Annotated in this window: 24 protein-coding genes and 1 riboswitch; all 24 genes read right to left on the reverse strand. The window is 58.4% G+C overall.

Features of this window, described 5'->3' with window-relative positions:
- Positions 1–60: 60 nt before the first annotated feature.
- On the reverse strand, positions 61–807 hold the full coding sequence (locus tag ACLBWT_RS04130) for a pseudouridine synthase (protein WP_447661809.1): 747 nt from the start codon (positions 805–807) through the stop codon (positions 61–63).
- Between the two features lie 139 nt (positions 808–946).
- Positions 947–1,480, reverse strand: coding sequence for a spore maturation protein (locus tag ACLBWT_RS04135; protein WP_021878382.1), 534 nt, complete (start codon positions 1,478–1,480; stop codon positions 947–949).
- Between the two features lie 24 nt (positions 1,481–1,504).
- Complete coding sequence (locus ACLBWT_RS04140) at positions 1,505–2,191, reverse strand: nucleoside recognition domain-containing protein (protein WP_447661810.1); 687 nt, start codon at positions 2,189–2,191, stop codon at positions 1,505–1,507.
- A 21-nt stretch (positions 2,192–2,212) separates the two neighbouring features.
- A complete protein-coding gene (locus ACLBWT_RS04145; RefSeq protein WP_447661811.1) occupies positions 2,213–3,403 on the reverse strand; it encodes a serine hydrolase in 1,191 nt (396 codons plus the stop codon).
- A 138-nt stretch (positions 3,404–3,541) separates the two neighbouring features.
- Positions 3,542–4,003 carry a GerW family sporulation protein gene (gene ytfJ / locus ACLBWT_RS04150; protein ID WP_447661812.1) on the reverse strand — a complete coding sequence of 154 codons (462 nt, stop codon included), beginning with the start codon at positions 4,001–4,003 and terminating at the stop codon, positions 3,542–3,544.
- Positions 3,976–4,662 (reverse strand): DUF2953 domain-containing protein, encoded by a 687-nt coding sequence (locus tag ACLBWT_RS04155; RefSeq protein WP_447661813.1) that lies wholly within the window; start codon positions 4,660–4,662, stop codon positions 3,976–3,978. The genes ytfJ and ACLBWT_RS04155 overlap by 28 nt, the downstream gene beginning before the upstream one ends.
- A gap of 115 nt (positions 4,663–4,777) precedes the next feature.
- The gene (gene scpB / locus ACLBWT_RS04160; RefSeq protein WP_447662239.1) at positions 4,778–5,389 is read right to left on the reverse strand and encodes an SMC-Scp complex subunit ScpB; all 612 of its coding nucleotides are present in this window, start codon (positions 5,387–5,389) and stop codon (positions 4,778–4,780) included.
- Positions 5,361–6,143, reverse strand: coding sequence for a segregation and condensation protein A (locus ACLBWT_RS04165; RefSeq protein WP_076356475.1), 783 nt, complete (start codon positions 6,141–6,143; stop codon positions 5,361–5,363). The genes scpB and ACLBWT_RS04165 overlap by 29 nt, the downstream gene beginning before the upstream one ends.
- An 86-nt stretch (positions 6,144–6,229) precedes the next feature.
- Entirely contained in the window at positions 6,230–6,700 is a 471-nt protein-coding gene (ribH, locus tag ACLBWT_RS04170; RefSeq protein ID WP_447661814.1) for a 6,7-dimethyl-8-ribityllumazine synthase, read from the reverse strand.
- 37 nt (positions 6,701–6,737) lie between these two features.
- The gene (locus tag ACLBWT_RS04175) at positions 6,738–7,970 is read right to left on the reverse strand and encodes a bifunctional 3,4-dihydroxy-2-butanone-4-phosphate synthase/GTP cyclohydrolase II (RefSeq protein ID WP_447661815.1); all 1,233 of its coding nucleotides are present in this window, start codon (positions 7,968–7,970) and stop codon (positions 6,738–6,740) included.
- Between the two features lie 24 nt (positions 7,971–7,994).
- On the reverse strand, positions 7,995–8,669 hold the full coding sequence (locus ACLBWT_RS04180; RefSeq protein ID WP_447661816.1) for a riboflavin synthase: 675 nt from the start codon (positions 8,667–8,669) through the stop codon (positions 7,995–7,997).
- Complete coding sequence (ribD, locus tag ACLBWT_RS04185) at positions 8,654–9,784, reverse strand: bifunctional diaminohydroxyphosphoribosylaminopyrimidine deaminase/5-amino-6-(5-phosphoribosylamino)uracil reductase RibD (protein ID WP_447661817.1); 1,131 nt, start codon at positions 9,782–9,784, stop codon at positions 8,654–8,656. Before ribD ends, ACLBWT_RS04180 begins: the two co-directional genes overlap by 16 nt.
- 277 nt (positions 9,785–10,061) lie before the next feature.
- Positions 10,062–10,266, reverse strand: a riboswitch (FMN riboswitch).
- A gap of 217 nt (positions 10,267–10,483) precedes the next feature.
- Complete coding sequence (locus ACLBWT_RS04190; RefSeq protein ID WP_447661818.1) at positions 10,484–10,915, reverse strand: peptidylprolyl isomerase; 432 nt, start codon at positions 10,913–10,915, stop codon at positions 10,484–10,486.
- A gap of 940 nt (positions 10,916–11,855) precedes the next feature.
- Positions 11,856–13,187 (reverse strand): diaminopimelate decarboxylase, encoded by a 1,332-nt coding sequence (gene lysA / locus ACLBWT_RS04195; RefSeq protein WP_447661819.1) that lies wholly within the window; start codon positions 13,185–13,187, stop codon positions 11,856–11,858.
- A gap of 152 nt (positions 13,188–13,339) precedes the next feature.
- Positions 13,340–15,091 (reverse strand): spore germination protein, encoded by a 1,752-nt coding sequence (locus tag ACLBWT_RS04200; protein WP_447662240.1) that lies wholly within the window; start codon positions 15,089–15,091, stop codon positions 13,340–13,342.
- A gap of 488 nt (positions 15,092–15,579) precedes the next feature.
- Positions 15,580–16,008: a stage V sporulation protein AB gene (locus tag ACLBWT_RS04205; protein ID WP_447661820.1), complete on the reverse strand. Its 429-nt coding sequence runs from the start codon at positions 16,006–16,008 to the stop codon at positions 15,580–15,582.
- Complete coding sequence (locus ACLBWT_RS04210) at positions 16,001–16,660, reverse strand: stage V sporulation protein AA (RefSeq protein ID WP_447661821.1); 660 nt, start codon at positions 16,658–16,660, stop codon at positions 16,001–16,003. Before ACLBWT_RS04210 ends, ACLBWT_RS04205 begins: the two co-directional genes overlap by 8 nt.
- 130 nt (positions 16,661–16,790) lie before the next feature.
- On the reverse strand, positions 16,791–17,546 hold the full coding sequence (gene sigF / locus ACLBWT_RS04215) for an RNA polymerase sporulation sigma factor SigF (protein WP_447661822.1): 756 nt from the start codon (positions 17,544–17,546) through the stop codon (positions 16,791–16,793).
- A gap of 19 nt (positions 17,547–17,565) precedes the next feature.
- A complete protein-coding gene (spoIIAB, locus tag ACLBWT_RS04220) occupies positions 17,566–18,018 on the reverse strand; it encodes an anti-sigma F factor (RefSeq protein WP_447661823.1) in 453 nt (150 codons plus the stop codon).
- Positions 18,015–18,368, reverse strand: coding sequence for an anti-sigma F factor antagonist (gene spoIIAA / locus ACLBWT_RS04225; RefSeq protein ID WP_048748177.1), 354 nt, complete (start codon positions 18,366–18,368; stop codon positions 18,015–18,017). The genes spoIIAB and spoIIAA overlap by 4 nt, the downstream gene beginning before the upstream one ends.
- Positions 18,369–18,478: 110 nt before the next feature.
- Positions 18,479–19,717, reverse strand: a complete 1,239-nt coding sequence (locus ACLBWT_RS04230) for a D-alanyl-D-alanine carboxypeptidase family protein (RefSeq protein ID WP_447661824.1) — start codon at positions 19,715–19,717, stop codon at positions 18,479–18,481.
- A 217-nt stretch (positions 19,718–19,934) separates the two neighbouring features.
- The gene (locus tag ACLBWT_RS04235; protein WP_447661825.1) at positions 19,935–20,111 is read right to left on the reverse strand and encodes an aspartyl-phosphate phosphatase Spo0E family protein; all 177 of its coding nucleotides are present in this window, start codon (positions 20,109–20,111) and stop codon (positions 19,935–19,937) included.
- Between the two features lie 111 nt (positions 20,112–20,222).
- Positions 20,223–21,053, reverse strand: a complete 831-nt coding sequence (locus ACLBWT_RS04240; RefSeq protein WP_447661826.1) for a purine-nucleoside phosphorylase — start codon at positions 21,051–21,053, stop codon at positions 20,223–20,225.
- Between the two features lie 21 nt (positions 21,054–21,074).
- On the reverse strand, positions 21,075–22,046 hold the full coding sequence (locus ACLBWT_RS04245) for a tyrosine recombinase (RefSeq protein WP_447661827.1): 972 nt from the start codon (positions 22,044–22,046) through the stop codon (positions 21,075–21,077).
- Positions 22,047–22,111 lie beyond the last annotated feature (65 nt).

Raw genomic sequence — 22,111 nt, forward strand, 5'->3', positions numbered from 1 at the left:
ATGAAAGCGTTTCTTATCATTCATTATAGCGCGGAAAAGTTTCCAGCAGCGGGCTGCCTCTTACTTTTTATGAACTTTATGTGACTTGCTGTTCGCCGCGTCGATAAGCTCCTTGATTTCGGAGACCGTCAGATGACGGAATTTGCCCCTTTGCATGTTCTCGAGCCCAAGATGGCCGAACTGGATCCGCTTCAGGCGCGTTACGGGGTGTCCTACCGCCTCGAACATGCGGCGCACCTGCCGGTTGCGTCCCTCGTAGATCGTAATCTGGACAGTGGACTGCTTGCTGTCCATGTCGACGTCATGATATTCGACCTCTGCGGGAGCGGTCATTCCATCCTCCAGCTTGATGCCGTTCTGCAGCTTCTCCAGAGCGGTTCCGTGCGGCACGCCCTTCACTGTCGCCAGATAGGTTTTCGGCACGTGGTGGCTCGGATGCGTCAGCAGGTTGGCGAACTCGCCGTCGTTCGTAAGCAGCAGAAGGCCTTCCGTATCATAGTCCAGCCGGCCTACAGGGTATACCCTCTCCTTGATGCCGGGCAGGAAGTCGCTGACGATCTTGCGTCCTTTCGGGTCCGAAGCGCTCGTAATGACGCCCTTCGGTTTGTTGAGCATCAAATAAATCTTCTTTTCGGATGCGATCGGCTTGCCCTTGACGGCAATGATGTCGTTGGCCGGATCGGCTTTCGTGCCGAGCTCCTTGACGACGATCCCGTTGACCTCGACCGCTCCGCTCGTAATGAGTTCCTCGCATTTGCGGCGCGATGCCACGCCGGCAGCGGCCAGGATTTTCTGTAAACGTTCCACTTCCTTCACCTCACCCTTCATCATACCGATTGCAGGACAAAAGCACAAGCTGGACGGAGCGATGCTGTCCCATGCGCAAAAAAGCCTGCCCTCCGGAGGAGCAGGCTTGATCTATTGATGGCTAGGCGAGTGGCGCGGCTCAGTTGAATATGTACAGGCAGATGAATACCGCCGCGAGAAAACCGACCAGATCGGAAACCAAGCCGACCTTCAGGGCATAACGGGTTTTGCGGATTCCGACCGCTCCAAAATAAACCGTCAGGACGTACAGCGTCGTATCCGTGCTCCCTTGAATCGTGGAGGCGATTCTCCCGATCATGCTGTCCGGCCCATAGGTCTGGATCAGGTCGGCCGTGAAGGCGAGCGAGCCGGCGCCGGTGAGCGGACGCAGGAAGGCCAGCGGAAGAACCTCGCCGGGAATGCCCGCCTTTCCCAGCAGAGGCTGGATGAAGCCGACGATGACATCCATCGCTCCGGAAGCGCGGAACATGCTGATCGCGACCAGCATGCCGACAAGATGCGGGATGATGCCGATCGCCGTGCCGAATCCTTCCTTGGCCCCCTCCGTGAACGTCTCGTAGACGGGAACTTTGCGGTAGGCGCCGTAGAGGGGGATGAAGGCGATGATCGCGGGGATCATCCAGGCGGATAGGATATTGATCATCTGCAGCATGGACTTGTCTCCCCTTCCCGTTGTCTAGGCCGGAGGCCGGGCAGCGCCGGGAGGCGCCGTTCCGGACGAGCGGCTCCTGCCGCTGGAACGAAGCCCGTTATCGCGCGGATAGGCAGGGGGCATGAGCTCCGCCGGCGGCTGCTTGCGCCTGTACCAGCGGTCCAAGGCGATGGCGGCCGCAGTCGCGACAGCGGTAGCGGCCAGCGTCGTGCCGACGATCTCCGCCGGGTTCGCAGAGCCGTAGTTCATCCGGATTGCGATCAGAGTCGTAGGGACGAGCGTGATGCTGGATGTATTGAGGGCAAGCAAGGTGCACATGGCCGGGCTGGCCGTGTCCGGCCTCGGATTGAGCTTCTGCAGCTCCTGCATCGCCTTGATTCCCATCGGCGTGGCGGCATTGCCGAGTCCCAGGATGTTGGCGCTCATGTTGCTCATGATATAGCCAAGCGCTGGATGGCCGCTCGGCACATCCGGGAACAGCAGGCGCACGAGAGGGCTCAGCAGCTTGGCCAGCCGCTTCAGCAGCCCGGCGTCCTCGGCAATTCTCATGAGTCCCATCCAGAATACGAGAATGCTGATCAGCCCGAAGCAGATCGTCACTCCGTTTTTGGCTCCGTCGAAAGCCGCCTGCGTGACTTGGTCCATCCTGCCTGTGAATGCCGCCGCCGCGATGCTGACCACGATGAAAAACAGCCAGATCCAGTTGACCAACCGGCATCAGCTCCTTCCGCTCTACTTGCCGAACAATACCTCTTCCGTCTTCTTGAGCGCTGCCGCGAATCTCTCGGAGCGGGTCGGGAACATGCCGCCCGGCCGGAACGAACCCGCAGGCTTGTCGGGCATGCCGAGCCTCGGGCTGCCGGCATCATAGACAGGTGACCCGCCGATCGGCTTTCCTGCCAGCGACCATTCCAGCTTGCCGCGTTCTCCGAGAGCATAGCGCGTCGGCTGCTTCGCCGAGTCCAGCAGAATAAGCTTCGCGGTCAGTCCGGCTTCCTCTCCCTCGGCAAGCGGGTAGCTGAAGCTTCTCCCGGACGCCAGGGGATAGCCTTGGACTGCCTCGCCTTTCTTGGCGATCTGGCGTAAAGGGTAATGCTGGAATCCCCAATCAAGCATGTTCTGATGATCCTTCCAATCGTCCCGGTCGTTCAAGGTGACGGCCGCAAGCTGCTGGCCGTTCCGGGTCGCAGAGCTCACCAGGCAGCGCAGAGCTGTTTTCGTATAGCCGGTTTTGACCCCGTCCGCGCCTTCATAGAAGGCCAGCATCTTGTTCTTGTTCGCCCAGCTGTAGTCCCACGGATCGTTGGGGTTCGGCGCTTTGCGCACCTTGGTCTTGACGATGTCCGCGAACACCGGATTGTGCAGGGCATAGGCGGCAAGCTTCGCAAGATCGTTCGCTGTGGAGAGATGGCCCTTCTGGTCCAGTCCATGGGGGTTTTCGAAATGCGAATGCTCCAGACCGATCCATTCCGCCTTCTCGTTCATCATGCGGACGAAGCCTTCCTCCGAACCTCCGACATGCTCCGCGATCGCCGTGGCGGCATCGTTGCCGGAACGCAGCATCAGGCCGTACAGCATATTGTGCAGGCTCATTTTCTCGCCCAGGCGCAAATAGATCGAAGAGCCTTCCTTGCCCACGGCACGCGGACCTACAGTCACCGTATCCTTGATATTTCCGTCTTCGATGGCGGTGATCGCGGTCATGATCTTGGTCAGGCTGGCGATAAGCATCGGCTCGTCGCCCGACTCGCTGTACAGAATCCTGCCGGACTGCACGTCGATCAATGCGCTGGCCTTGGCGCTGGTGGACAACGGAGCGGGCTCGGCCGCAGCTGTTCCCGTCCGGACCGTAAGGACAAGAGCGCAGGACAGCAGCGCCGCGCCCCACGTTTTGAATGCCGATTTTGCCGTCAATTCGTACATCCTCCTTGAAGGATCAGCCAAGGGCCGACTCCCTGTTGATAGATTATGTGCCTTGTCCCGCAATTATGAACAAGCTCTCTTCCAAGAAAAAAAACTGCCCGTCTCGCGGGCAGCGGAAAGGCCTATTGGCCCGGAAAATCAAATGAGATGATCGGTGTCGATAAGAGTGCTTTCCACACGTTCTGTCCCGTTGTTGCTGCGGAACATGCCGGTAATCTTCTCGAACGCCTGCGGCACCGAATCGATGACTCTCTCGACGAGATGCGTCTGGTTGTCTAGCGGCACGACGCGGACGCCATGACTGCCGACAACTAGAAATGCGATCGGCGTGATGGATACCCCGCCGCCGCTGCCGCCGCCGAATGGCAGCGATATGTTCGCCGAGCTTCCCTCCGTTTGGGACTGCGCGCTATTGTCCGATCCGTCATAACGGATGTCGCTTCCTCCCGCGACAAAACCGAAGCCGACTTTGCTGATCGGCATGATGACGCTGCCGTCCGGCGTCTGCACGGGATCGCCGACGATCGTGTTGACGTCCACCATTTCCTTGATGTTCTCCATGGCGGTCTGCATTAGGCCTTGAATAGGATGTTCTGCCATAATCTGACGCCTCCTCCCGTTCTCTTCATCCGGACAAGCAGCTGCAGTCCGGCAAGGATAGCATAACCAAAGCGGATTTGGGCTATGCACAAGAAACTCGTTGTAAACCCTGCGCCGCGGTATTCGGGCTGGACCGTGACGGAAGGCTTTGTTTTGAGCCGGGTCAGCTGCGAGAGCACGCCAAGAATGGTCGATTTGACGGACCATACCATTCCCGTGGCCATTGCGGTCCATACCGCGTCCCCGGTTCCGATGGCGGAGTTCCATTCCCATTTCCGCACTTCCACTCTCGAAAGCGTATGGCGCGCAAGGCCGGTCAGATCGTCGGTCTGCCTCAACATTCGTTTGGCCCGCTCGATCCACTTGTTCACGCTCTCCATCGTAACCTTGCCGTCTCTGCGTGTCTCCGTGTCCAGGACGCCCTTATCCAGATTGGTCTGGTTGCGGACATCGACACCGCCGCCGGTCAGGCGGATGAACGGAACGGACCACTTGTAATGCAGAAGCCCGAACAAGGTCCGGAATTCAACGACGATATTGTCATCCTTGCCTGTCCGCTCGAACTCCGCCCGGATCCGCAGCGGAGCCAGCCAAGCGGAGGCGACGGCGATTGCGAGCAGAATAAGAGGCGTAAGCCAGCCATAAGGGTAGCCAAGCATGTCTGCACCACCTTTGAGGGCAGCCTTGGCTGTTCTTCTGCGGCCGCGCCTATGGCTAGCATGCCCAGAAATGAAAAAAAAGACCGGCTTATGCCGATCTTTTTTGCATTCCGCGTCAGTCGTTTCCTTCCCTGTCCGCATCGTCTATCGTCAGCTGCCGCTGCTCCAGCCTGTCGAACAGCAGCTGGGTCTGCTCGTCCAGATCGTTGTCCGGACTGACCGAGGAAGGCTCGGGCAGAGAGGCCAAGGATGACAGCTCGAAGTGGTCGAGGAAGGACCGGGTCGTCCCGTACAGGATCGGCCTGCCGATCTGCTCGGCTCTGCCCTTCTCTTCGATCAGATCCTTGGCGGCCAGAGTCTGGATCGCCTTCTCGCTCTTGACCCCGCGGATCTCCTCGATCTCCACCCTCGTAATCGGCTGGCGGTAGGCTACGATCGCCAGCGTTTCAAGCGCCGCCTGGGACAAGCTCGACCGCGTCGGACTGTAAGCCATCCGCTCGAAGTAGGCCGCATGGCCGGGATGGGTCGTGAATCGGAATGCCCCTGCCACTTCGGCGATGCGGATCCCCCTCCCGTCCTTCTCCATATCTGCTTGGAGAGAGTGGGCGATGTCCGCCGCGGCCTTGGCGTCGATCTCCATGATATCCGCCAGCTGGCGGGCGTTCAGTCCTTCATCTCCTGCCATGAACAGGAGTCCCTCAATAATCGATTTCAGTTGCTGATACATCACTTTCAGACGTTTCCCCTCTCCAATGGATGACAATATCGTCGAACAGGCTGTTCTGGAACACGCGGACCTGCTTCATCTTCATCAGCTCCAGAATGGCCAGAAACGTCACGACGATCTCATGACGCTCCAAGCCGCCGCCGATCAGCCGGGAGAAGCGGACCGTCTCATGCTCGCGCAGCAGCTCAGAGATGTCACGGATGCGGTCCTTCACGCTGATCTCGTCCCTGTGCACCGTAGCGACGGCGCTGCGGCGGACGGCCTTGCGCAGAGCTTTGCGGAAGGCGGCCATGAGGTCGGTCAAGTCAAGCCCTTCCAGAGGATGGGTGTCGTCTTCCTTCAAATAAGGAGTCAGGTCCTCCGGCTCCTTGCTGTACACGAGGCTTCTGGCCATCTCGCGGTCGCGAAGCTGCTCGGCAAGCTGCTTGAACCTGCGGTATTCCACCAGCTTGAGCACGAGCTCATCCCGCGGGTCAAGGCCTTCGTCCTCATCCCAGTACTCTTCGTATTCCTCCATGACCGGAGGCCTCGGCAGCAGCTGGCCGCTCTTCATCGCGAGCAGAGTGGCAGCCATGACGAGAAACTCGCTCGTCACATCCAGCTCCATCTCCTGCATCGCATGAAGATACTCCATATACTGATCCGTGATGCGGCTTACCGGTATGTCGTAGATTTCGATTTCTTCTTTGTCGAGCAAGTGAAGCAGCAGATCCAGCGGCCCTTCAAATGACTCCAGTTTGTAGTGCACGGACATGCCGCTTCACCCTCCGTCTAGTCGTCCCGCTCGTTCGTATGCGTATCGGACGGCGGAACGTTGCGCCGGCAAGGTCTGTTCCTTGCTCAGCCCTGGATGGATCGGGTCAGATTCGCCATCTCGATGGCTGCCGTCGCCGCTTCCCATCCTTTGTTGCCTGCCTTTGTTCCGGCCCGCTCCACGGCCTGTTCGATGGAATCGGTCGTCAGAACGCCGAAGATGGTCGGAATCCCGGTCTTCAGGTTGATGGCCGCCACCCCTTTGGCTACCTCGCTGCATACGTAGTCGAAGTGGGGCGTCGATCCCCGAATGACAGCACCGAGCGTAATGACCGCATCGTACTTGCCGCTTTCGGCCATTTTCTGCGCGATCAAGGGAATCTCGAACGCTCCCGGAACCCAGGCCACTTCCACTTCTTCTTCTCCAGCGCCATGGCGCTTGAACGCATCCAGCGCCCCGCTCAGCAGCTTGCCTGTGATGAATTCGTTGAACCTGCCGACGACAACCCCGTATTTAAGACCTTGCGAGACCAGATGTCCTTCATAATATTTCGTCATGGAACTGAACACACCTTTCTATTCTATGATAATCGGCTTATATTTCAAACTCCAACAGATGGCCTAGCTTCGATTTTTTTGTATTCAGATAGTTCGTATTGCTTTCGTTGCGCTCCATCTGGATCGGAACCCGCTCCACAACGCTCAGTCCGTAGCCTTCCAGACCGCGGATTTTGCGGGGATTGTTCGTCATCAGGCGCATCTCGGCGATGCCGAGGTCGCGCAGGATCTGGGCTCCAATGCCATAATCCCGCAAGTCCGCCCCGAAGCCGAGCTTCAGGTTCGCCTCTACCGTATCGAATCCCTGCTCTTGCAGCTTGTAGGCTTTGAGTTTGTTGATGAGCCCGATCCCTCTGCCTTCCTGCCTCATGTAGAGCAGGACGCCGCTCCCGGCTTCCTCGATCTGACGGAGAGCCGCCGCCAGCTGCGGACCGCAATCGCAGCGGCGCGAATGGAAGACGTCGCCCGTCAAGCATTCCGAATGGACGCGGACAAGCGTCGGCTTGGACGGATCGATCTCTCCCTTCACGAAGGCCACATGCTCCTTCCCGTCTGTCTCATTGGTGTAGGCCACAGCCCGGAAAACCCCGAAGTCGGTCGGCATGTTCACCTCTACCACCCGTTCGACAAGCTTGTCGCGGCGATGGCGGTACTGGATCAGCGCTTGGATGGTAATGAGCTTCAAGCCATGCTTCTCCTTGAACGCGGTCAGATCGGGCAGCCTGGCCATCGTTCCGTCTTCCTTGATGATTTCGCAGATAGCCGCTCCGGGCTTGGAGCCGCACAGCCGGGCCAGATCGATCGCGGCTTCCGTATGTCCAGCCCGGCGCAGCACCCCGCCGTCCTTGGCGATCAGCGGGAAGATATGGCCCGGACGGCGGAAGTCGCCCGCCTTGGCCGTCCCGTCGACCAGCGCCTTGATCGTCTCCGCACGCTCATGGGCGGATATGCCGGTCGTCGTGGAGATATGGTCGACGGATACCGTGAACGCCGTTCCGTGATAGTCCGTATTTTGCGACACCATCGGAGGCAGCTCCAGTTCCTCGGCTCTCTCCGCCGTAATCGGCACGCAGACGAGTCCGCGGGCTTCCGTAATCATGAAATTGACGACGGCCGGAGACAGCTTGTCGGCCAGCGCGATCAGATCTCCTTCGTTCTCGCGGTCATCGTCGTCGACGACGATGACGGGCTTGCCTGCAAGCAGCTCCTGGATCGCTTCCTCGACGGTATCGAACGGTGTCGGTCCTTCTTGATGGTCAAAGTGTTCCACTTCTGTCCTCTCCCTTCAGGCTTCTCAAATAAATCCATTATCGGCAAGGAAGGCGGCGCTTAGACCGCCAGAGGGCTGGGAAGCGGAAGGCGAGGATACGGATCGGCTGCCGTAATGAAGCAGGTGATCCACGTATTTCCCGACAATGTCGCATTCCAGATTGACGGTGTCTCCGGCTTTTTTATGCTGAAGCACCGTCTGGGCCAACGTGTGGGGGATGATCGATATGTCGAGTCCGCCGCCTTCCGTACCGGTTACCGTGAGGCTGATTCCGTCGACTGTAATGGATCCCTGGGGAATGACATATCGCATAAGCGCGTCATCATGAGGCTTGATCCGGAACACGACCGCGTTGGCGTCGACCCTGCGCTGCATGATCATTCCGGTGCCGTCCACATGCCCTTGAACGATATGCCCTCCGAACCTCCCCCCTGCCGCCATCGCCCGTTCCAGATTGACGGGGCTTCCGGCCGGGAGGTCCTTCAGATTCGTATGACGGTAGGTTTCCGGCATGACGTCGACATTGAAGCTTCGTTTGTCCCAGGAAGTAACCGTCAGGCACACTCCATTGACGGAAATGCTGTCCCCGAGGCCGACCCCTTCCAAAACCTTGGAAGCTCCAATAGTCAGCAAGAGAGCCTCGCCCCTCTGGGACACCCGCTGCAGGGTGCCTATTTCTTCGATCAAGCCGGTGAACATGGCTCAGCCTCCTTATCTCCGTAAAGCGGAACTCCGGACAAGCACCAGTCGTCTCCGAACCGCTCCATCTCCGTATCCACGAGGGTTATCGCCTCTTCCATCCGCAGAAACCCGCCGAAATCAAAGCTTCCCGGCGAAGCGGCTCCCCCGCCGATGATTTTCGGAGCGAAAAACAGCCTGATCCTGTCGACGAGCCTGTTATCCAGCATGCCCCCGTTCAGCCTGCCCCCTCCTTCGAGGAGGATCGAGCCGATTTCTCTCTCGCCGAGCTGCTTCATTCCCTGCTTCAAGTCGACCGTTCGGCCATGGCCGCAAAGGATCACCTCGGCGCCGGCGGCTTCCAGAGCTGCCCGCTTCGCCGGGTCGGCAGCGCCGGACGCCAGCACGATGACCGGGGCTGCGCCATCCATAAGCTTGGCCTTCGGCGGGAGCCGCAGCGTTGAATCGACAACGATCCGGACCGGCTGGAGCGCCGGCACGGAAAGCCTTGCGCTGAGCGAAGGGTCGTCGGCCAGCACGGTCCCGATCCCGACCATGATGCCTTGATGGCGATGTCTCAGCGCATGGACCGCCTCGCGTGATTCCGGTCCGGTAATCCAACGGCTGTCGCCGCTTTTCGCTGCGATCTTGCCGTCCAGCGTCGAGGCCGTCTTGAGCGTGACGAACGGAAGCCCGGTCGTTATGAATTTGTTGAACGCTTCATTCAGACGTCTGGATTCCGCTTCGCGGACTCCGGTGACGACCTCGATGCCGGCCTCGCGAAGCTTGCCGGCTCCGCTTCCCGCGACAGCGGGATTCGGGTCGATCGCCGCAATCACGACCTTGGCCGCGCGGGCGGCAATGATCCGGTCGCAGCACGGCGGCGTCCGGCCGAAGTGGCTGCATGGCTCTAGCGTCACATAGACGGTCGAGCCTTCCGCTTCTTCGCCGGCCATATTGAGCGCATGCACCTCGGCATGGCCTTCTCCCCGTTTCAGATGCGCTCCGATGCCGACGATGCGGCCGTTGTTGACGACGACGCAGCCGACGACCGGATTGACCGAGGTCTGCCCCGACGTCTTGGCAGCCATCTCCAGGGCCAGATCCATATAAAATCCGTCGTCCATCCGTTCCATAACGCAAAAACACCCCCGACGCTAAACCTTCGGGGGTGTGGATGACAATCGAGTCCGCTTAGGATGATCACGCCGGCAAGGAAAGTACAGTTCCTTGCCAGGGTAGGGGAAAGCAGACGGACACCCGTCGCTATTCCCGCATGCATGCTTCGTACCAGCAGGTGTCTATGGCAAAACATTTCGCGAATATGCCAAACATCCTCCATCCGGAGGGATGGCCTTCGCTGATGGATGCCAAAATAGACGCCTTGGAACAAGGCATGGCGAGCATCAAAAGCGGCTCCTTCTCCCATCCAGACTGTACTGTCGGTCCTGGAATCTCACCAGGTCCACCGCTTGCCTTGCGCCGCAGGCTCTCGAGAGCTTGCGGGAAATGGCAATCGGGTCACGGACTTGCCGCGCTGCCGAGGCGGAGCATTTGCTCTGGCGCTCGCAGGCGGATCACCGCCGGTTGGGACTTTCACCCGACCCCGAAGGAAACCGCTGTATTTGGTTCAAACCTGTCGAACGATCATGCCGGCAAGAAACTGTATCCAGAATGATAACTGTTCTTCCTGCATCTTACCTTGCCTCCATCCAAATTGCAAGTCGGCGGCTTGGAATTGGAGCCGTTCCGGCTTCGCGGCTGCGGACAAGGGAGAAAAGAAATAAGCCGGCAGAGGGCTGTCCCTCCGCCGGACTATTCGGGCAAAGCCTTCCTTAAGCCTCGGAAACTTCTACTTTGGCCATTTTCGCGCCGTTGTTGAACGCATCGACATACTCCATGCCCTTGGCAACTTTGCCGAAGACCGTATGCTGTCCGTCCAGATGCGGCTGCGGCTGATAGCAGATGTAGAACTGGCTGCCGCCCGTATTGCGTCCCGCATGCGCCATCGCGAGGGAGCCGCGCTCATGCTTGTTCGGGTTGATCTCGCAGTTGATCGTATAGCCAGGGCCGCCGGTGCCGGTGCCGTTCGGGCAGCCGCCTTGAGCGACGAATCCCGGAATGACGCGGTGGAAGCTCAGTCCGTTGTAGAAGCCCTCGTTCGCGAGCTTTTCAAAATTGGCGACCGTGTTCGGGGCGTCCTTTTCGAACAGGTCCAGAACCACTTCTCCGCCGTTTTCCAGCGTGATTTTTGCTTGTTTTGCCATGATAGTCACTCCTTGTCCTCTAACGGTATGTACGGATTCTATCATACACTAAGGCAGCATTCCAAGCAAAACGGCAGCTGTCCAAACAGAGGACAGCCCCGTTTGCGCAGGAGTAGAGAGAAACCGCGGTTCTCGTGCGGGTTCTATTCTCGAAAAGCAAAACGGCAGCTGTCCAAACAGAGGACAGCTCCGTTTGCACAGGAGTAGAGAGAAACCGCGGTTCTCGCGCGGGTTCTATTCTCGAAAAGCAAAACGGCAGCTGCCCAAACAGAGGACAGCTCCGTTTGCACAGGAGTAGAGAGAAACCGCGGTTCTCGCGCGGGTTCTATTCTCGAAAAGCAAAACGGCCGCTGTCCAAACAGAGGACAGCCCCGTTTGCGCAGGAGCAGAGAGAAACCGCGGTTCTCGCGCGGGTTCTATTCTCGAAAAGCAAAACGGCAGCTGTCCAAACAGAGGACAGCTCCGTTTGCACAGGAGCAGAGAGATACCTTTGTTGTCCGTCCATCAATACGTTGGATAAGTTCGTCAAACACGGTGTTCATTCCAAATTTTTGAAATTAGACGAATAATTCGTCTAATTCCCATCTCTTTACCCTAAACTCGAGGAAATAAGGCGGAAAACCCGTCTTATTCGCTCCTTTTTACCTTAAACTCAAGGAATAAGGCGGAAAACCCGTCTTATTCGCTCCTATTTACTTTAAACTTAAGAAATAAGGCGGAAAACCCGTCTTATTCGCTCCTATTTACCTTAATCTCAAGGAATAAGGCGGAAAACCCTTCTTATTCGCTCCTATTTACCCTAATTTCAAGGAATTAGGCGAAAAATCCGTCTAATTCACTCACTGCCGAAGAGCCTCGGAGAAATAGGCAAACGGAATTAAAAAAAGAGAAGCCCGACGTTGATTAACGCGGGTTTCTCCGAAGGGCTTTGCTTTTACGACTAAGATTGGACGCCAGCCTTGCGCAGGCGCTCCGGCAGAAGGTCGTTTCTGGATATATCTTCCAGAGATTCGCGCTGCACGGCGAGGTCGGACTGGCCATCCTTGACGAGGACGACGGCCGGCCGGCGGATGCGGTTGTAGTTGCTCGCCATCGCGTAGTTGTAGGCGCCGGTGCAGAATACAGCCAGCAGATCGCCGCTTTCCGCCTTCGGCAGCTCGAGGTCCCAGATGAGCATATCGCCGCTCTCGCAGCATTTGCCCGCTACGGAAACCGTCTCGCTCGCTGGCTCGGAAGCGCGGTTCGCAAGCACGGCGTCGTACTTGGATTCATACAGCGCAGGGCGCGGATTGTCGGTCATGCCGCCGTCGACGGCGACGTACTTGCGCACGCCGGGAATTTCCTTGAACGTGCCGACGGTATACAGCGTCGTACCGGCATCTCCCACAATGCTGCGGCCCGGCTCGATCCAGATCTCGGGCAGCGGATAGTCGGCTGCGGAGAAGTTGGAGCGGATCGCATCGGTGATCGCGGCGATATAGGTTCCGGCCGGAAGCGGGGCATCCTCTTCCGTGTAGCGGATGCCGAAGCCGCCGCCGAGGTTGATGACGCGGAAGATATGGCCCAGCTTGTCTCGGACTTCGACAGAGAATTCAGCCGCTTTGGCAGCGGCCATGCGGAATCCTTCCACTTCGAAGATTTGGGAGCCGATATGGGAGTGGATGCCCAGAAGCACGAGATTATCGAGCTTGGACGCTTCCTCTACGGCACGATAAGCGGCACCGGCCGCAAGATCGAAGCCGAACTTCGAATCCTGCTGTCCCGTGGAAATATAGTCATGGGTATGCGCTTCTACACCCGGTGTGATCCGCAGCAGAATGTTGACTTTGCGGTTTTTGGACCCGGCGATCGCGTTCAGCAGCTCAAGCTCCGTGAAGTTGTCCACCACGAAGCAGCCGATGCCGGCGTCGATGGCCATCTCGATCTCGAAAGGCGTCTTGTTGTTGCCGTGGAAGTGGATGCGTTCTGCCGGGAAACCGGCTTGCAGAGCTGTGTGCAGCTCTCCGTCGGATACGACGTCGAGAGACATCCCTTCCTGCTCGGCGATCGCGCACATCGCCACGGTGCTGAACGCCTTGCTTGCGTAAGCAACCTGGAACTTGAATCCGGAAGCCTTGAATGCGTCGACATATTCCCTTGCACGCTGACGCACAAGAGCCTCATCGACAATATAAAGCGGAGTGCCGTACTGTTCCGCCAGATCCTTCGTATCGCAGCCGCCGATTTCCAGGCGGCCCTGTTCATTGACTTGGGCTGTTCCGTGCAAATACATGAAAAGAGCACCTTCTTTCCGCCCTCCGCCGGAGGGAATCGTTTATCATTGTGATCCAAGTATAAACGACCCCTGTTTGGAGGAGAAATGGATTTTGTGTCCTTTCATTTGCATTTGTTGCATCTTCGACCGGGACGCCGAAGTCTGCCGCTTCAGCTTCCCTCGGCATCGGGCATCTTGTCCCGCTGCTGCGGACGAAGCAGGTTCGGACGCTTTTTGTTTTTCATGACCGGCAACCTCAAAATGATGTTGATCATCCCTTGCGGATCGAACGGGATGAAAGGCCACATGTAGGGCCGGTTGAACGAACGCTGCATGACGAGCAGAACGAACACCGCGGTCCATCCCAGCACAAGCCCGGGAATATGGAAGGCCGCCACCAGACAGATCAGCAGCAGCCGCACGATCTTGTTGGCAAGGCTGAGCTCGTAGCTCGGAGTGGCGTACATGCCGATGGCGGCGACGGCCACGTACAGAATGACTTCGTTGATGAAAAGGCCGCTCTTGACGGCGATATCCCCGACCAGTATCGCGGACACGAGCGAGATCGCCATCGCCAGCGGCGTAGGCGTATGGAGTGCGGCCATCCGCATGAGGTCGATGCCCGCTTCCGCCAGCAGGAACTGGACGAACAGCGGCAGCTTGCTGTGCTTATCCGGCCCGATGAAAGCCAGCGAAGGCGGGAGCAGATGCGGATTCATGGCGAACAGCAGCCAGATCGGAACGAGAAACAACGAAGCCATGATGCCGAAAAAACGGAGCCATCTCAAATATGTTCCGATGAACGGCGTCTGCCTGTTCTCTTCCGCATGCTGGACCAGATCGAAAAACGTCGTCGGCAGGATCATGACGCTCGGAGAGGTGTCGACGAATACGGCGACGTTGCCTTCCAGCAAATGCGCGGCGACCACATCCGGACGCTCCGAATACCGGACAAGCGGGTACGGGTTCCATCCGCGCTTGACTGTCGCTTCTTCCAGCTGCTTGTCCGCGAGCGGAATGCCGTCCAGCTTGACGGCCGTAATTTTATCGCGGATCGACTCGACGAGCTCCTTGTCCGCGATGTCGTCGATATAAGCGACACAGACGTCGCTCCTTGTCCGCTCTCCGACCCGGATACTTTCCAGGCGCAGCATCGGATCCCGCAGCCTGCGGCGCACGAGCGACACGTTCATCAGCATCGTCTCGACGAACCCGTCGCGCGAGCCGCGGACGACGCGCTCCAGCGAAGGCTCCTCCGGACCGCGCATCGGGAACATCTTCGTATCGAGAATGAGCATCGTCGATTCCCCGTCGATGTACATGCCCGTGGAGCCGCTCAGCACGCCGGTCATCATCATGTTCCAGTCCTTCTCCTGCTCGACCTGTACGGCCGGAACATAGAGCGTCATGAACGACTCCAGCGCATGCGACGTAACCGCGTCCGCTTGCAGGAAGGTCAGCCGTTCGATGATCTCGGTCATGAGCTGCCCGCTTGAAAGTCCGTTGAGCATGAAGAAAGCCGTCTTTTTGCCGCCTAAAGTCATCTGCCGGACAATGACGTCGAAGCTCGTCTTATAGCCGGCCTCCTCCTTCAGGCGCTCGACGAACTCCTCGATATCGTCCGGAATCGGCTCCAGCGCATCTCCGTTCGTTCCAGGCGCGGAATTTTTCCCGGCTTGCTTGCCCTTGCCGGACTGGCCCTTCTCCGAATTCCCTTTTCCAGAATCCGCTTGCTCGGAATCACCTTTGCCAGTCCTGCCTTGGCCCGATCTATCTTTTCTGCCTTCACTGGACCTATCATCGGCGGATTCGACAGCATCCGGCCTGCCCCGCTCCGTCTTGCCCTTGGCATCCGGCGCGCTTCCGGCATCCGGGCCGGCAAAAGGAGACTCCGTTTCCTCATGCGCCTCTACAGAGGCCAGCTCTTTCCGTCCATGGCCATCGAAGGCAGCCGGCTTTCCATGATCGAGCGGCTTGCTGCTGTTTCCTTCATACGGATCGGCTTGTCTCGCCGGCAAGGATTTGTCCTCCTCGGCCAGCAGGCTGGCCCAATCCTCGTCTGCGGATTCGGCTTCGCGCCTGCTTGCCGGACGATCCGCCGAAGACTTGGACGATTCGGCTCGATCCGGCGCTTCGGCGACGAGCGCGCCAGCCAGGTCCTCCTCCGCAGCCTCGCTCCGCTCTCCGAGATCTCCCGAGCTCTCCAGCAGGAAAGCTTCCATCCAGTCCTCGTCGATGGAGAAATCCCTTTTCTCCTCGCAGCTCTCCGCCGGCTTTCCTTTCTCTTCGCCGATCCGCTTCACTCGCTGCCATTTCGTCATAATGCAATCACCGCCGTGTCATGATGTTGATCGTTCAGAAGGAAGGAAATGCACGCCTTCCATATAGGCCAGCTGCTTGCACGGGCAAGCTACCACTGATAAACGAGCCAGTCGAACAAAGAACCCGCTGTCTTGCCGATCACCATCGCCATGACCAGCGCTCCCATGAATGCGGTCAGCCGCAGCCGCTTGGCCAGAATCGGAAGCACATTCATCACTTCCGTCAAGGCGGCGGCCAGCATGCCGATGAAGATTCCGCATAACAGTCCCGGCAATGGAAGGGCGAGGACAACCGGCAGGCGAATCCGCCAATCGAAGAAATCCGCCCAGGTCCAGAACACCGAACCTCCGACGACAGCCGACTCGAACACGGCGGCTTTGCTGAACGCCCGGGCAAGCTGAGCCAGCCTCGGAATCAGATCGAAGACAATCAGCAGCGCCACCATGCCGCTCCCGACCGCGATGCCCCCCGCCAAGCCAAGCACGCCCATGAATATTCCCGCGAACAGGTCAGCCATCGCTTTTCTCCTCCACTCTCCCCGCTTTCTTCCGCATCTCATCGGCAATGACGTAGGCGTTGATATTTTCCTGATAGGTGTACATTTCCAGCTCCAGCGGATTAGGCTCCTCGTTGAACCGCCTGCGGAAAATACGATTGAAGAAAATGATCATTCCCAGTCCGACTCCGAACGAATACGGAATCTGGAACCAGAGCGGATGGAGCGTCTCCTTGCCGGTAAGCAGGAAGGCGAGCCGTTGATGGACCTCTTTCATGCTGACATCCGTATGGAAGTTCATGATGGCCAGACCCGCTCCGAAAAAAAGCAGCAGCCAGGCGGCGACCAGAACGGCGGCGCGCGGCGTTGCGGATGCCCCGTTCTCCTCGACCATGATCAGCACCTGGGGATCGCCGTATGTCTCCACCATCGTGGCCGGCGCTTTCTCCCGCAGCGTCTTGATGATCTGCAGCACGTCGATGACGACCCGGTTGCCGTCTTCCTTGCGGTGGGTGTAGAGCGGCAGCTGCTGCAGCCGCTCCAGCAGCGGCGGCTCGGCGAGCAGCCGCGCGACCGCTCCGAGGCGGACTGTGCTTCCAGGCGGAACCGTTATTCTTTTTTTCATCCGAAGGTAGACCTTCGTCTCCGTCGGATCAGCCGGCTTGCCCTTCATTCTCCCGCCTCCTTCCGCATTTGCCTGTGCATGGATAGTATGGGACAGGATGATTAAGGTTACTCGTCCCGGGACAAATCGCCCCGTTCTCATCCGGCAGGCACCAACAGCAAAAAAAGGCCAGGCCGCCCTATTGGGCGATCTGGTCCTTGATCGATTGCAATATTTTCTTCTCGAGCCTCGATACCTGCACCTGGGAGATGCCGAGCCTGCCGGCCACCTCGGACTGGGTCTGATCCCGGTAATAACGCAGGTACACGATCAGGCGCTCCCGCTCGGTCAGCCCGCCGATCGCTTCGTTGAGTGCCAGCCGGTCGAACCATCGCTCCCCGGACTCGTCGGCGATCTGATCCATGAGCGTGATCGGATCTCCGTCATTCTCGAATACCGTCTCGTGGATCGATGTCGGAGGTTTATTGGCTTCCTGGGCGAAGACGACGTCCTCCGGCGTAATGCCGAGAAATCCGGCCACCTCGGAGATGGTCGGCAGCCTGCCGAGCGTCTTGGACAGCTCGTCCTTCGCCTTGCGCACTTTGTTGGCCGTTTCCTTGAGGGAGCGGCTTACTTTGAGCGTGCCGTCATCCCGCAGGAAGCGCTGGATTTCGCCGATGATCATCGGAACGGCATAAGTGGAAAATTTGACGTCATAGCTGAGATCGAACTTGTCGACGGATTTGAGCAATCCGATGCAGCCGATCTGGAACAGGTCCTCCGGCTCGTAGCCGCGGTTGATGAAGCGCTGGACGACCGACCAGACCAGACGGATATTGCAGCGGGCCAGCGTATCCCTGGCAAGGGAATCTCCGGATTGGCTCAGAGCGATGAGCCGCTTGACTTCCGAATCGTCCAGGTAAGGACCCGCGTTTTTCTTCAACTCGGCATCCATGATTCAGCCCCTATGCGTTCTAATTGTAGAGCGCCTTTTTGGATTCGATTCGCTTGGTCATGGCGATCTGGGTACCGCGACCGGGCTCGCTGGTAACCTCAAAGCTGTCCATGAAATTTTCCATGATCGTGAAGCCCATGCCTGAACGCTCCAATTCAGGCTTGGATGTATACAGCGGCTGCTGCGCCAGCTCCAGATCCTCGATCCCGCTTCCTTCATCGGAAATGATGATGGTCACGGAATCGCCTTCGATGGAGGCTTCGATTCTGACCATCTTGGATTCGTCGCAGTCATAGGCATGGATGATGCAGTTGGTTACCGCCTCGGAAATGACCGTCTTGAGGTCGTTGAGCTCCTCCATCGTCGGATCAAGCTGGGAGACGAATGCCGCCACGCTGACTCGCGCGAAGGCTTCGTTCTCGGAACGGGCGCTGAAGCTGAGCTGCATGGCATTGGACCGGGATGCGTTCATAGGGCAACCTCCAGGCTTGAGAGCGCGTCGCGCTCATTGTCGTGAATCGGCATGATCTTGAACAGGCCTGACAGCTCGAACAGCCTGTACACTCCCGGACTGACGTCGCAGATGACCATTTTGCCTCCCCGGCTCTTCAGCAGCTTGTAGCGGCCGAGGATGACTCCAAGCCCGGAGCTGTCCATGAAGGCCAGTTCCTTCAGGCTGAGGATGACATGGGTGCTGTTTCCCCTGAGGATCGCATCCTCCATCCTGGCCCTGACTTCATCCGCCGTATGGTGATCCAGCTCTCCCTGCAGGCGGACGATCAGGATATGGCGCTGATGTTCCAGATCGACATGAAGACTCATTGCTCTGCACACTCCTCCCGTTGAATGACAGAGGGATTCTCCATGGCGAAGCTCCTTTCCTGCCTGACGACAAAACTAGAAGCAGGGCGCTAGGTTATGACATTTCTCGCTTAAGAGAACAGGCTTCCGGTCGAGCGCTTGAACAGCTTCCACCATCCGGCGCGTTCCACGGATACCGGCATGTCGACCGGGAATTCCTTGATTACCTTGTCCCCCTGATAGACGATCAGCTTGCCGACGGGATCGCCGATTTTGACCGGAGCTTTGACAGGGCCTTCAATTTTAAGCTCGAAGCGGATATCCTTGGCCGCGGCGCCCTTCTTCATCAGGATGCTGTAATTGTTTTGCGCGGTCAGCTGAAGCTTGCTCTTCACGCCTTTCTCGATCGTCAGCATCCCCATGCTTTCGCCTTTTTTCAGGATCGGGTAGTTGGCGTACTGGGCAAAGGAATAATCGAGCAGTCCCGACACTTCCGCGTTGCGCGTCTTCGTGTTCGGCTCTCCCATGACGACCGCGATGACCCTCATGCCGTCACGGAAAGCCGTCGCCGACAGGCAGTACTTCGCTTCGGTCGTGTAGCCGGTCTTGAGGCCGTCGGCGCCGTCATAGAAGCGCACCAGCTTGTTCGTGTTGACGAGCCAGAACGGCTTGGCCGAATCCTTGCGGAGATAGTCCTGGTATTGGCCGGTATATTTGGTGATGTCGCCGTACTTGAGCAGTTCCCTGGACATGACGGCGATATCGTGGGCGGATGAGTAATGATCCGCTGCCGGCAACCCGTTGCAGTTGGCGAAATGCGTATCCTTGAGTCCGAGCTGAGCAGCCTTGGCGTTCATCATGGCGACGAATTCCGCTTCGGTCCCTTCGAGTTTCTCGGCGATCGCGACCGAAGCGTCGTTGCCCGACGCCATCGCGATGCCCTTGAGCATATCGTTCACCGTCATTTCTTCCCCAGGCTCCAGGAAGATCTGGGAACCGCCCATGGAAGCCGCATATTCGCTCGTCCGCACCTTGTCGGTCAGCTTGATCTTGCCGTCCTTCAAAGCTTCCATCGTCAGCAGCATCGTCATGATTTTGGTGATGCTTGCCGGAGGAAGCTTGGCGTGGCTGTTCTTTTCATAGATGACGGTTCCGCTGTCCGCATCCATGACGATGGCCGAACGGGCGGAAGGAGCCAGGTCGGAGCCTGTAGACGCCGCAGGGTTGGCCGCAGAAGCGGCTTCAAGCGCCTCTGCCGTTCCCGGCGTCAGCGGCTGAAGCGCAGGGGCGGCGGCTCCCGCGGCCGGCAAGGCCAGAATCAGCTGCAAGCCTAATATGATCGCTACCCATTTCTTACCGGATCGTTTCAATTCGTTTCCCTCCTAATAGGTCTGGCGGCCTCCTGGAATGTGGCAGGATGGCGCACAACATTTTTCCAGTATCGCCCAATTAAGAAGAAGATATTCTAAGGCTCAACACAAATAGCGGGTCATGCGGCTATCTCCGAAGACATTTCTCCGGTGAATGGCCCGCATGGCCCGCTTGCGATTGGCAGCCCGGCTCCCGTTCGACAGGTCCGAAAAGCTGCTAGTATTTGCGACTCTTGGTCATCCGCTCTTCCTGTACCTGCACGATGAGCCGGTCCAGAGACTGGCTGATCCGCAGCACTTCGCGGTGCAGAAGCGTATTCTGGGTTTCAGCCGACTGCACCATTTGGCCGCGCAGCCGTTCGATCTGCTGATTCAATGGAACGCTCTCGTTCATACATTCCTCTCCAAATTTCATGATTTATCACGGTCATCATACGCCACGCGAATTAAAAATGCTGTCGCGCCGCGTCGAGCCGAAAGAATCATTTTTGGAGGCGAGAAAGGACTAAAGGCGCGGAATGAGGGCTTGCACAAGCCCAAGGAAGCGAGATTTGACGCGTTCTGTCGTCTCGATGACTTCTTCATGCGACAAAGGCTGGTCCAAGATGCCTGAAGCCATGTTCGTGATGCAGGAAATCCCGACCGTCTCCATGCCGCAATGCCGCGCCGCGATGACCTCGGCTACGGTGGACATTCCGACGGCGTCCGCTCCCAGAGTACGCATCATGCGGATCTCGGCAGGAGTCTCGTAGGATGGACCGAGAACGGCCAGGTAGACGCCCTCGCGCAGGGCGAAGCCTTGCTCCGAAGCGATCTCGTTCGCTACGGCACGCATTCTGCGGCTGTAGCCTTCGGACATGTCCGGGAAGCGGACGCCGATCGAGCTGTCGTTCGGTCCGATGAGCGGGTTGCGTCCGGTGAAGTTGATCTGATCGGATATCAGCATCAGGTCGCCCGCTTCATAGTTCGTATTGATTCCGCCTGCCGCATTGGTGACTAGCAGCTTGTCCGCTCCAAGCGCTTTCATGACACGGACCGGGAAAGCCGTCAGCTCGGCTCCATATCCTTCGTACATATGGAAGCGCCCTCTCATGAGGATGACGCTCACGCCCGAAAGCTTGCCGACCAGCAGCTCGCCGGCATGCCCTTCTACGGTCGAGATCGGAAAGTGGGGAATGTCGCTGTAATGGATCGTCACCGCTTCTTCGATATAATCCCCGAGAATGCCGAGGCCGGATCCCATGATGAGGCCGACCTGCGGTTTGATCGATGTCTTGGAGGCGATATAATCCGCTGCCTCCCGGATATGTAAGGCCGTCGGTGCTGCTGTCGTCATTATTCATCTTCCTTTCTTGTCTCAAAAACGATCTGCGGGATTGCCTGCGCGCGGATGCGATCTTTCGTATACGTCCTTTACCCGGGGCCTTTCCGTGCCGGCGTAACGCTCCGTGGACACGATTCCGGCATGGCCCATCATCTCCTGCACGGCGCGCATGTCGGCGCCCCGCTCGAGCAGATGGGCGGCAAACGAAGTCCGCAGCGAATGCGGCGTTATTTTCTCGGGATCGTCGATTCCGGAGTGGCGCGCATGCTTCTTGATCAGCTTCCAGAATCCCTGTCGGGACATCCTTTCCCCGGCCGGATTGAGAAACAAGGGCGCTGCCTCTTCCCGGTCATGAACGTCGGGCCGCCGCCTCGAAAGCCCGTCTCCGGCTTCCGCCTGCTCTGCAAGCCTCGGCCTGCCTTCCCGCAAATAAAGCCCCATCCAGCCGGAGGCGATATGGCCGAGCGGAACGATCCGTTCCCTGGACCGGGGAGATACGACTCGTACGTAGCCCATGCCGGTATTGGCATCGGACACGCTCATGCCGAGCAGCTCCGACACCCGGATGCCGGAGCCGTAGAGCAGCTCAAGCATCGCCTTGTCCCGGAGACCTGCCGGAGAATCCGTCTCCGGAGCATTCATCAGCAGCTCGACCTCGTCGAGCGTCAGGGGCACGGGTCTCGGCAGCTCGGTGCGGGACAGCTCCACATGCATGGAAGGATCGCGGTCGGTATAGCCGACCCGCGTCAGGAAGCGATAGAAGGAACGAATCGAAGCGAGCCGGCGCAAAACGGTGGACTGACGGCAGCCCTCCTCCTTGATGCGCTGCAAATAACGCATCAGATGATGCTTCTGGACGCTCCCGATGGACGAGAGGCCTTGCCCCTCCAGATACGCCAGCGCATGCTCCAGGTCGCGGCGGTAGGCATCATAGGTGGATGCCGAAACTCTCCTGCCGTTTTGCAGCTCTTCCAGATATGCGAACAGGCATTGATTCAGCTCCATTCCAACCTCCCCCTCGCTTGTCAGTATAGACGGTGAACCCCCTTTACGGCAAACGGCGGAAGCTC

The organism is Paenibacillus sp. D51F (genome assembly GCF_053345695.1).